The following is an 11039-nucleotide window of genomic DNA, read 5'->3' as shown; positions in this document are numbered from 1 at the left end:
TCAGGCGGCTCATGACCAGCCTGCCCGTCTTCATCATTCTCATGGGTCTGCTGGCCTCGGTCTCCCACTTGACCGCCGTCCCCTGGAAATACGAACCAGTGGATCAGAATTTTCCCACGCTGACTCCGGACACCGCGGTCACCTTCGACTGGCCTGCCGGGGTTGACAGGGATGCCGTGGGGCAGTACCAGGTCGAATCCCGTCACCAGGAACTGAGCGTGGAACGGCCAGCCACTGGCGAGCACCAACGCATCCGAATACTGATCCGCGCCCCCAAGGAGGCTTCAGGGCATCGGCCAGCCGTAGTCTTCATGCATGGCGCCGGTTACGGCACCTGCGACAACTCCTTCGGGGATGTGGCCCGAACCCTGGCCTCTGCCGGTTTCGTCACCGCCGTGCTGGACAAGCCGGTCTGGTCCACCAATGATGCCGACCGGGACTATCCCGCCTCGGCCAAGGCCTACGAGCGGGTTGCCAATCTGCTGCGCGACCGGGCTGATGTGGATGCATCCAAGGTAGGCATCTATGCCACCAGCGAGAGCACTTGGATCGCCGCCATGCTGCTGAGCATGGACCACCGGATCGCCTTCCAGATCCTGTTGAGCCCCATGGTCTATTCGCCGCGGCACGCGATGGGCTTCTTCGTAGCCCAGGATTTCGCCATTGCCGGAGCCAACCAGGGCTACCAGTCGGTGGTCCGTCGGCTCTTCAGCACCGATGCCTCCCTCTTGGGCCTGAATAATCTGGACATCGACCCCACCGACCGCAGCACCTATGCCATTCCCACCCTGCTGGCCTACGGGGCCAAGGATGTCATGACCGCCCAGGTGGAGGGGGTGCAACGCGTGCTTGCCCAGGCCCACGCCTCGGGCAACGAGAACGTCACTGTGCGTTCCTACCCGGTCTCCAACCATGTGCTGCGTTTGGGAGATGAGGCCCGGACCGGCACGCCCCTGGCCGACCACTACCAGCAGGACATGGTCGACTGGGCGGTGGGTCAGGTCCATGGCCTGCATCAGACCAGCCCCAGCGTGGGTGGGGCCACCATCCACCAGTCCATCGCCGTGCCTACTGACCTGCGGGGGCGACGCTCGCTGACCATCTATATGCTGGTCCTGCACCTGCTGACCCTGGTGCTTTTGCTGGCGGCCTTGATTATGGCTTTGGTGGCCGGTCTGATGAAATTATTCCGTCTGCGCCGGCGCAAGGACTCGGTCCTGGGCTTCAGCCATGGCTTCGGCGGCACCTTGGTCACCATCACCGGCACCACCCTGGCTACCCTGGTCCTTTTCGGAGCTGGTCTGGGCCAGGTCATCATGGCCGTGGTACGCCTGGGCTGGGGCGGCGTGCCCGACCAGGCTGGGGTCAGCTACTGGAGCTGGCCGGTCATCCAGGTGGTCTGTGCCCTGGTCATCTGGGCCTGGTCGCGCACCTTCGCCCGTATGGTCGAGGTAGCCTCACTCAGGGGATTGGACCGGCTGCCCGACCAGGTGCGCACAAGCAAGGCCGGCGGCCCCAGTCTGCGCCAGCAGATGCGGAGCATGGATCCCAGGCCTGTGCTGGCCTCCACCCGCTTTGGCGTCGCGCTCTTCACCGTCACCACCCTGGCCATGTTCGGAGTCCTGCTGATTTTCGCTTTCTGGGGCCTGTTCATCTACCAATGAAAGGACGGGGCCGTCGTGGCTATCTATCGTGACGAGGGCCTGGTCCTCAGAACGGTCAAACTGGGCGAGGCAGACCGGATCGTCACCATTCTGACCAGGGGGCACGGCAAGGTCAGGGCCGTGGCCAAGGGGGTGCGACGGACCAAGTCCCGCTTCGGCGCGCGGCTGGAGCCATTCATGCGTGACGACCTGCTCATCTCCCGTGGCCGCAACCTGGACATCGTCTCCCAGGCCGTCTGCATAGCCGCCTATGCGGATGCCATATGCGCCGACTATGACCTCTATGCCAACGGGGGCGTCATGCTTGAGACCGCCGACAAGCTGGTGGTGGGCGAGCACGAGCCGGCCCCTGAGCAATACCGTCTGCTGGCCTCCGCCCTGGCCAGTCTGGCCGGTCACCGGCATGGACCCCGTGACATCGGCGCCTCCTACCTGCTGCGGTCCCTGGCGCTGGCTGGCTGGAGGCCCCGGCTGGATTCCTGCATCGTCTGCGGCCGGACCGACCAGCTGACCCACTTTTCGGTTCCTGGCGGCGGGGTGGTCTGCAGCCGGGACAGGCCTACCGACGCCGTGGCAGTGGATTCCGCCACCCTGGCCCGCTTCCGGGCGCTGAGCAGCGGGGACTGGTCCAAGCTGGACGGCAAGGACTCCACCCCCCTCTGCGACGGTCTTGTTGAGAAATGGGGCGAATATTACCTGGAGCGGCCCATCAGGTCCCTGCGGCTATTAGATTCTTGAAGCATGAGCTTTGACCCCGTCGACTACACTTCTCTTGATGTGCCTGCAGCCCCCTTCTCCGATCCCGCGCGTATCCCGCAGTTCCCCAAGGGCTCAGTCCCGCGGCACCTGGGTGTGATCATGGATGGGAATGGCCGCTGGGCCAAGCAGAGGGGCATGGAGCGCACCCAGGGTCACCGGGCTGCCGAGCCGGTGGTCTTCGACACCATAGCCGGGGCCATTGAGGCCGGGGTCCGCTACCTGAGCCTGTACACCTTTTCCACGGAGAACTGGAAACGCTCGCCCTCTGAGGTCCGCTTTCTGATGGGCTTCTCCCGGGACATCATCCACCGCCGGGTGGCCCAGATGGACGACTGGGGGGTGCGCGTGCGCTGGGCGGGTCGTCGGCCCCGGCTCTGGAAGTCGGTCATCGACGAGCTGGAGGCGGCCATGGAGCGCACCCGCCACAACACCAGGATCGATGTGATCTTCTGCATCAACTACGGGGGCAGGGCTGAGCTGGCCGATGCAGCCACAGACATCGCCCGAGAAGTCGCGGCTGGGCGAATCAAGGGCTCCAAGGTGACTGAAAAGATGATCGCCCAGCACCTCTACAACCCCGACATTCCGGATTGCGACCTGGTCATGCGCACCTCTGGGGAGCAGCGCACCTCCAACTTTCTGCCCTGGCAGGCGGCCTATGCGGAGCTGGATTTCGTCCCTGAGCTCTTCCCGGACTGCGGGCGTGAGGTGCTCTGGCGGGCCATCGACGATTACATCCACCGGGACAGGCGCTTTGGCGGCGTGGAGAATGCCTGAGAAGACAGAACCTCCAATTTTGTGAGGTTACCCATAGTCGTCCAAATTTACACGTCTGAACACCCTCGTAACGCCCATGAAAGGTAGTCTGTGACTTATCACAGCGGAGCAGGCCATGTGTCCGCCGTGGAAATCAGCGCAGCAAACGAAACGAAGGAGTCGACAGGCGTGGACGACAAGCAACGCATCATGCAGATCATCGAGGACAAGTCACAGGAGTTCATCGAGGCAGCCGATCATATTTGGGGCACCCCCGAGACCAGGTTTGCCGTCAAGGAGTCGGTCCAGCAGCATTACAAGGTGCTGGAGCAGGAGGGCTTCGAGATCGAGAAGGGCGTGGGCCATATGGACTACGCCTACGTGGCGACCTGGGGTTCGGGCCGTCCGGTGATCGGCATCACCGGCGAATACGATGCCCTGGGAGGGCTCAGCCAGGTGGCCGACCTGGGCGAGCACAAGCCCTTGGTCGAAGGCGGCAACGGGCAAGGCTGCGGCCACAACATCCTGGGCATGGCCGCCGTCGCGGCAGGCGTGGGCATCAAGACCTTCATGCAGGAGAAGGGCCTCAAGGGGACCATCAAGGTCTTCGGTTGCCCGGCTGAGGAGTCGGGCTATGGCAAGGCCTTCATGGCCAGGGACGGGGTCTTCGACGGGCTGGACCTGGCCCTGTCCTGGCATCCCTCGGATGTGACCCAGGCCTGGGGCTCCTCCAGCCTGGCGGTCCTGCAGGCCTACTTCGACTTCACCGGCGTGCCGGCGCACGCGGCTGCGGCTCCCGAGCTGGGCCGAAGCGCCCTGGATGCCGCTGAGCTGATGAACGTGGGCGTGCAGTTCCTGCGCGAGCACATGATCGATGCGGCCCGCGTGCACTACGCCTTCATCGACGCAGGCGGCGAGTCGGCCAACGTGGTGCAGTCCCACGCCCGGCTCTACTACTTCGTGCGCGCCCCCAGGATGGACCAGGCTCAGGATCTGTTCAAGCGTGTGGAGAAGATCGCCCAGGGTGCGGCCCTGATGACCGAGACCCAGGTCAAGGAGGAGTTCGACGCGGCCTGCTACAACTTCATTCCCAACCATCCGCTGACCGAGGCCATAGACAGGAACCTGGACCTCGTCGGCCCCCTGCCCCTGGACCAGCAGGAGCTGGACTACGAGCGCCGCTACACGGACACGGTCCCCGAGGCCGGCAAGCAGAGGGTGCTCAGCCGCACCAAGGAGGCCTTCCCTGATCTGACGGATGAGGAAGTCAGGAGGATGGCCGAGTCGACCATGGCCCTGAAGAAGTATCCACTGGTCTTCACCGATACGGCATCGGGATCCACCGACGTCGGCGATGTCAGCTGGCAGACGCCCACCGCCCAGTTCAGCGGCGGGTTCGAGCCCCAGGGCACTTCTGCTCACTCTTGGCAGTGGGCGGCCAACGGCAAGTCCTCGGTGGCTCACAAGGGCCTGCTGGCTGCGGGCAAGACCCTGGCCCTGACCGCCTATGATGCCTTTACCGACCCGGATCTGGTCAAGGCCGCCAAGGAGGACTTTGACAAGACCTTCGCCGGCCAGGAGTACAAGGTCGTCATCCCTGACGATGTGATGCCCCACTGACCTCTACTGTTCGGCTGCCGCCAGGCCCTGTGATCTTTGCGGATCACCTTGCCCGGCGGCGGCCGGTTTCTACTGAAGGATGACAGACCAATGGCAATCAAGCAATCCTCAAAAACGGCGAGCGGAACGCTGATCTTTTCCCTGATGGCCGGTTACTCGATCGTGTACATGGACAAGAACATGATCTCGACCGCCATCATCCCCATCTCCGAGCAGTTCCACCTGGACTCGGGGCAGACAGGCATCATCATGTCGGCCTTCTTCCTGGGATACTCGCTCATGCAGATTCCCAGCGGCTGGCTGGCCGACCGGCTTGGGGCCAAGCGTGTGCTGATGGCCTCCATGATCATCATCGGTCTGTTCAGCTACCTGTTCGGCCTGGCCAATGGTCTGGCCTTCTTCATCATCGTCCGGTTCTTCGCTGGCATGGGCCACGGCGGCTACCCGCCCTCCTGCTCCAAGTCGATCGCGGAGAACTTCCCCCAGGAACGGCGCACTTTTGTGCAGTCGCTGATCCTGTCGACCTCGGGCATCGGCGGCATTCTGGCCTTCGTCCTGGGCGCCAACCTGGTCGCCATCAACTGGCACCTGGCCTACGCTGTGCTGGGCACCCTCTACCTGCTGGCCTTTGTCTGCATCCTGATCTTCGTGCCCTCCAAGCCCCGCCAGCCCGAGGCTGACCAGAAGCCCGGAGCCAAGGGGGCAGGGTTCCTCGAGGTTCTGAAGAACAGGAACGTGCTGGTCCTCTTCGTAGCCATGCTGCTGCTGAACATCCTCCTGTACGGCAATATCTCCTGGATGCCCACCTTCATCAAAAACACCTTCGGCCTTACGATTGGCCAGGCCGGCATCCTGCTGGCGGTCAATGCGGTCTTCTCGACCGTCGCTACCATCTACGCCGGTCAGCTGCTCTCGAAGCTTTTCCTGGGCAGGGAGAAGTTAGCCATCCTGGGCGCCGGGGTGATCAGCGCCGTCCTGGTCGTTTGCTTTGTCTTCTCGCGCAACATCTGGCTCTCCCTCCTGCTGCTGATCCTGGTATCCTGCGTCTCCGTGGTGGCCTTCACCGGCATCTTCACCTGGCCCCACAAGATCATGGACCCGCACATCATCGGCTCCGCCATCGGCATCATCAACACCGGCGGCACCCTGGGCGGATTCCTGGCCCCCATGATCATCGGCTACCTGGTCAAGGCGGCCGGCGGTTCCTTCGTCGGAGCCTTCCTCTTCATGGGTGCGGCGGCCATCGCCTCCGGGCTGATGGCTCTGCTGGTCAAGGTCGGCAAGTAAAGCCGAAGTCGGATCGGCCACACCAATGGCTTCCGGTCCCGCAGATCAAAGGTCTGAGACCTAGTCATGACTGGCAGTTTCCGGCAAGGGGTCAGTGCCAAAGGACCGGTGCTTCCTCTAGGATTTCCGATTCATCGGTTCTGATCATGGATGCTTGAAGGCGATGCTTGAAAGCGATGCTTGCAAAACAAAAAGACCTGCCCCCTGAGTGATTCAGAGGGCAGGCCTTTCCTGTGCCGACCAGGACAGCGGGATCAGCGATCCGGCTCTTCCCAGATGGTGCCCAGCCTGGCGATGGAGAGGGAGTCGATCAGGGCCTTGCCCTCGCCGGATTCGGCGATCAGGCGGATGCCGCGGGGCCCTTCGGCGGGGAAGGAGTAGGAGGACATGATCTCCAGCCCGTCGTTGACGACGACCTCGATCGAGCCCCGGTCCACGATGATGCGCAGCTTGAGCTTGCCCGAGGACTTCTCGACGGGAGCAGTGCGGTAGCCACGGTCCCCATAGGTGTTGCAGTGGCGGTCGAGCACCACGCGGCCCAGCTGGTCGTCATAGCAGACCAGCGTGTGGTCACCTGATTGGGTCCGATGAATCTCCAGGCCGATGCGCTCGGCCTGGGACTTGGCCAGGTCGATTTCCATAGTGATGTCGGCGGTCTGCGCGTCGTCAACCAGATCCTGGCTGCCGTTGACCTCCAGCTCGATGGGACCGAAGTCCTGCCTGTCCTGGTCCAGGTTGGAGAACTCGCGCACCGGCAGGCAGCGCAGATGATCACCGGCCAGGGTGACCTCGCGGGGTACCGTGAACTGGCCGCACCAGCCATCCTCCTGCATGGGGATGGGTTCGGTGAATGGGCTCATCCAGCCGAAGACCAGCCGACGGCCGTCAGGGGCCTGGAAGGTCTGCGGTGCATAGAAGTTATGGCCGTCGTCCCAGAGGTGGAATTCAGTCTCCTGATGGAAGTCGCCGCCGGGCTGCCAGCTGCCGATCACATAGCCGGCGTTGTTGTGGTTGCGGGCTTCGAACCCGTGGGGCTTCAGGCCCATGGCCGAGTAGCAGATCACCCACTTGTCCTCCAGGGGGAACATGTCGGGGCATTCCAGCATGAAGACCTCAGGGTCGGGGTGCCGGTAGATGACCCGGTCGAAGGTCCAGTGCTCCATGTCATTGGAGGTGTACATCCAGATCTCGCCGCGTTGTGCGGGGGTGCTGACTCCGAAGACCATGTACCAGAGCCCGCCCATCTTCCACACCTTGGGATCGCGGAAGTGCAGGATCTTGTCGTCCGGGCAGGGGACCACAACACCTTTCTTTTCAAAGTGGATGCCGTCGGAGGAGACAGCCATGCACTGCTCCTGGAGGTTGCCGTCGTCATCGTTGACCCCGTTGCGCCAGCGGTGACCTGTGTAGTAGATGGTCAGACGGCCGTCGTCGCCCACCACGGCCGATCCGGAGAAGACTCCGTCCTTCTCGACCTCCAGGGTGGGTGCCATGGCCAGGGGCTCGCGCCGCCAGGTGACCAGATCCGCGCTGGACACATGCCCCCAGTGCATGTTTCCCCACTCGCTCCCGTAGGGATTGAGCTGGAAGTAGGCATGATAGCGCCCCTTGTAGTAGCTCAGGCCGTTGGGGTCGTTGATCCATCCGGCCTTGGAGGCGATGTGGCACTGGGGATACCAGCGGTCATTGCGGGTGGCGAAGAGCCGATCGATGCTCTTCTGGGCCTTGTCCAGCTGAGCGCTCATATCGGCGTTTTCCTTGGTTACTGACTGGTTCATCCTTGAATCCTTTCGGGTCGGATGGAAGCTAATGATGGTTGATGTGGGGATCAGCCCTGGGTTACGGCGGACTTCTGCGAATCCCTGATGAAGGGATCGCCGTCAACCTGCTGGTCGTCGCGCTTGAGCACGAAGATGCCGTAGATCAGGGCCGCGAGCACCACCAGGGAGATGGTGTAGAAGGTGACCCGGTCGCCGGCCCGGTCGTGGAGCATGCCCAGCGGGGTGGACAGGACCACCTGGCCGACCTGGGAGGCGATCTGGAAGCCCACCATGTAGAGGGTGGCGGACAGCTTGGGGTTGAAGTGCAGGGTGAAGTAGCGGAAGGCCGGCAGGCTGAAGAGCGGAACCTCGATGGAGTGGAAGAGCTTGACGATGGAGACCATGACCGGATCGTGGAAGAAGCCGCACAGGCCGATCCTGGCAAACATGACCGTAGCGCCCAGCAGGAGGGAGTTGCGGACACCTATCTTGCGCATGATGACAGGTACGACGCCCATCATGGCCGACTCCAGGAAGACCTGGAAGGAGTTGAGGATGCCGTAGACCTGGTTGCCCAGCTGCGGGGTGGCAAAGAGGTTGGCGTAGTAAGTAGGGAACATCTGCTGGTCGAAGACCGTGTAGAAGGTGTTGGTGAAGATCATGAAGACGATCAGCAGCCAGAGGGCCGGCATGCCCAGTACATGGAGCATATCCCTCAGTGAAGGCTGGGACTTCTCGCCCTCGGGGGTCGATTCGCGGCGGATCTCGTCACGCTGCTCGTCCGGGATCCAGAAGGCGTAGACCAGTAGCATGCACAGGCCGAAGGCTGAGCCCAGCCAGAAGTTGATCATGGGGTTGATGTTGAAGACGAAGCCGGCGATCAGGGCCACGATGGCGTAGCCGAAGGAGCCCCAGGCCCGGGACTGTCCGTACTCGAAGCCGAACTTGCGCGAGTAGCGTTCGGTGATGGCCTCGATCAGGGAGCAGCCGGACATGAAGCCGGCAGAGAGGACCACTGCGCCAAGCATGGCGCCCAGCATGATGTTGGAGCGCATGAGCGGCGCATAGATGAATTGGACGAAGGGCCCCACCAGTGCGGCGATGGCCGCGATGAAGACGGCCAGACGGCGCTTGACGCCCAGTTCGTCCTGGATCACCCCGTAGACAAACATGATGATCAGGGTGGCCACGGAATTGATGGAGTAGATGTTGCCCACTTGGGTGTTGGTCATGCCAAGCCCCGTTACCAGCCATCGCTGGTAGAAGGACCACCAGATGCCCCAGGCGCAGAAGAAGAAGAATATTCCGGTGGAGGATTCCAAATATGATGGATTCCTCCATGCTGATGATTTGGCGGCCATGCTGCCCCTCTCTCCCTATTGTGCACTGCTTCCCCGCAGTGCTTCCAGGTCCGATGCGCGTTCTGTGCGCAGAGCGGATCCTGGTAGGTATAGTAGGCCGTCAATCGATTTACGTCAAACGATTGACGATTGCTGTGCGTACCTGAGTGCGCCATGAGCAGCCAATAAGGGATCCCGACCGATCGGCGATTGGTTTGAACTTCGTCAGCCTTCGACCATGGTTCACCATTTTGCAATCGGGAACAGGCAGATGCGTTCCTGGCTTTAGCGGTTGGCTGGCACTGCGGCCGAGGCGGCATCGAGGCGGGTGGAGCCCTTGCGGATCAGGGCGCAATGGATGCGCACTCCCTCGTCGTGATCAAGCGGCGGCAGGGCGGCACGGGTTTTGGGCAGGGGCAGAGCGACGCGACGTGGATTGATTTGCGCAAGCAGCCGCCGCACCGCCCAGAAGCCCATCTCGTAGTGGGGCAGTTCGACCGTGGTCAGGGGAGGCGCTGTGGTTTCGGCTATGACCTGGTGGTTGTCCACGCCTACCAGATTGAGATCCTTGCCGATGATCAGATGGCGGGCCGCGGCGGCCTGGTAGAGGTAAAAGGACCGCGAGTCATTGAAGCAAAAGACCCCGTCGGGATGCTGGTCGTCCATGAGGTCGTTTGTCTGATCCATGGCCTCCTGGTTGAATCCGACCAGTCGGATCAAGGCCTGACTTGTGGGTAACCCAGCTTCCTTGAGGGCTGCGTGATATCCGCGCATTCTGTCTTCTTGCGCGGGCAGATCCTGTGTGGTGCCCAGGTAGGCCACCCGGCGGCAGCCTGATTCAATCAGGTGGCGGGTGGCATCGTAGCCGATCAGGAACTCGTCGGGGGCGATGCTGGGACAGCGGTTGGCCCGCTCCGCCGCGTTGACCACCACGGCAGGGCAAGAGCGCAGAGCCTGGGGCAGGTCAACATCCTGGTCGTACATCTTGGCGAAGAGGAATCCATCCACCCCATAGCGCTTCAAAGCCCGGATCTGTTCGGATTCCCGAACTCCTCCATCGGTGGAGACGGTGAGAAGCACATAGCCGCGCTCGGCTGCCGCATCCTGCGCGCCCCGAATAATGGCGCCGGCGTAGGGCGTAGTGGCCACTTCTTCGCTGATGAAGCCCAGCATGCCGGTCTTGCTGGTGCGCAGCGACCGAGCCATGGGATTGGGCCGATAGCCCAGGGTCTTGGCTGTGCTGCGCACTTTCCGGGCGGTCTCCGACTTGACTCTGCCCTTGTCGCGGCCGTTGAGCACCAGAGAGACTGTGGAGACGGACACGCCTGTGCGTTCGGCGATCTGCTTCATCGTGATCATGGGCACACCTTAACTTGCTCAGGCGATTTCAGCCCGGCTGATCTTGAACGGCAGGGAGCTTTCAGCGGCTTTCCCCGCCCAGGATCCGGTCGACCCGCTCCACCTTCTCGTGGATCTGATCCTGCTTGCCGGGACGGATGTCCAGCCTGAGGCTGACGCCGGTCCTGTATCCCTGCTCGGCCAGGACCCGTGTGGCTTCTTCCACGACCTCCATGACCCGATGCAGATCCCCTTCGACGACGGTGCTCATGGCATTGGTCTGGTTGGGCAGCCCCGAATCCCTGATGACCTTGATGACCTGGGCCACATAGGTGGACAGCTCCTCACCCTGACCAGAGGGCGCAATGGTGACCTCGGCTACGGTGTTCAGATAGGATGGGTCGTTCACATTAGGCATATCGGGAACCTTTCCTCGTCGACTGGGGTTGGCAGGCAGGATGCCCGGTGTCCCCCCTGCGGTCACCTGCGCGGCCTCCCGCACCTTCCTCAAGGGT

Annotated in this window: 9 protein-coding genes; 5 read left to right on the top strand and 4 right to left on the bottom strand. The window is 62.6% G+C overall.

Annotated elements, in window-relative coordinates:
• Nucleotides 1-11 precede the first annotated feature (11 nt).
• The 5 genes from ACUIAH_RS03945 to ACUIAH_RS03925 all read left to right on the top strand — a co-directional run bounded on the left by ACUIAH_RS03945 (nucleotide 12) and on the right by ACUIAH_RS03925 (nucleotide 6086).
• Complete coding sequence (locus tag ACUIAH_RS03945; protein WP_445341545.1) at nucleotides 12-1664, top strand: alpha/beta hydrolase family protein; 1653 nt, start codon at nucleotides 12-14, stop codon at nucleotides 1662-1664.
• A 15-nt stretch (nucleotides 1665-1679) separates the two neighbouring features.
• Nucleotides 1680-2402: a DNA repair protein RecO gene (gene recO / locus ACUIAH_RS03940; RefSeq protein WP_045924065.1), complete on the top strand. Its 723-nt coding sequence runs from the start codon at nucleotides 1680-1682 to the stop codon at nucleotides 2400-2402.
• 3 nt (nucleotides 2403-2405) lie between these two features.
• On the top strand, nucleotides 2406-3200 hold the full coding sequence (locus ACUIAH_RS03935) for an isoprenyl transferase (RefSeq protein ID WP_045924066.1): 795 nt from the start codon (nucleotides 2406-2408) through the stop codon (nucleotides 3198-3200).
• Between the two features lie 168 nt (nucleotides 3201-3368).
• Nucleotides 3369-4799: an amidohydrolase gene (locus ACUIAH_RS03930; protein WP_445341460.1), complete on the top strand. Its 1431-nt coding sequence runs from the start codon at nucleotides 3369-3371 to the stop codon at nucleotides 4797-4799.
• Nucleotides 4800-4889: 90 nt separating this feature from the next.
• Nucleotides 4890-6086, top strand: coding sequence for an MFS transporter (locus ACUIAH_RS03925; protein WP_445341459.1), 1197 nt, complete (start codon nucleotides 4890-4892; stop codon nucleotides 6084-6086).
• A gap of 254 nt (nucleotides 6087-6340) precedes the next feature.
• Here the strand turns inward: ACUIAH_RS03925 and ACUIAH_RS03920 are convergent, their stop codons facing one another.
• The 4 genes from ACUIAH_RS03920 to ACUIAH_RS03905 all read right to left on the bottom strand — a co-directional run bounded on the left by ACUIAH_RS03920 (nucleotide 6341) and on the right by ACUIAH_RS03905 (nucleotide 10942).
• A complete protein-coding gene (locus tag ACUIAH_RS03920) occupies nucleotides 6341-7864 on the bottom strand; it encodes a glycoside hydrolase family 32 protein (RefSeq protein WP_445341458.1) in 1524 nt (507 codons plus the stop codon).
• Nucleotides 7865-7914: 50 nt separating this feature from the next.
• Complete coding sequence (locus ACUIAH_RS03915; RefSeq protein ID WP_313839459.1) at nucleotides 7915-9207, bottom strand: MFS transporter; 1293 nt, start codon at nucleotides 9205-9207, stop codon at nucleotides 7915-7917.
• Between the two features lie 264 nt (nucleotides 9208-9471).
• Complete coding sequence (locus ACUIAH_RS03910) at nucleotides 9472-10545, bottom strand: LacI family DNA-binding transcriptional regulator (protein ID WP_445341457.1); 1074 nt, start codon at nucleotides 10543-10545, stop codon at nucleotides 9472-9474.
• Nucleotides 10546-10606: 61 nt separating this feature from the next.
• Entirely contained in the window at nucleotides 10607-10942 is a 336-nt protein-coding gene (locus tag ACUIAH_RS03905) for an MTH1187 family thiamine-binding protein (RefSeq protein WP_445341544.1), read from the bottom strand.
• Nucleotides 10943-11039: the final 97 nt, after the last annotated feature.

It is taken from the genome of Bifidobacterium sp. ESL0820, from assembly GCF_052606235.1.
This window is presented reverse-complemented; position numbering and strand designations above follow the sequence as displayed.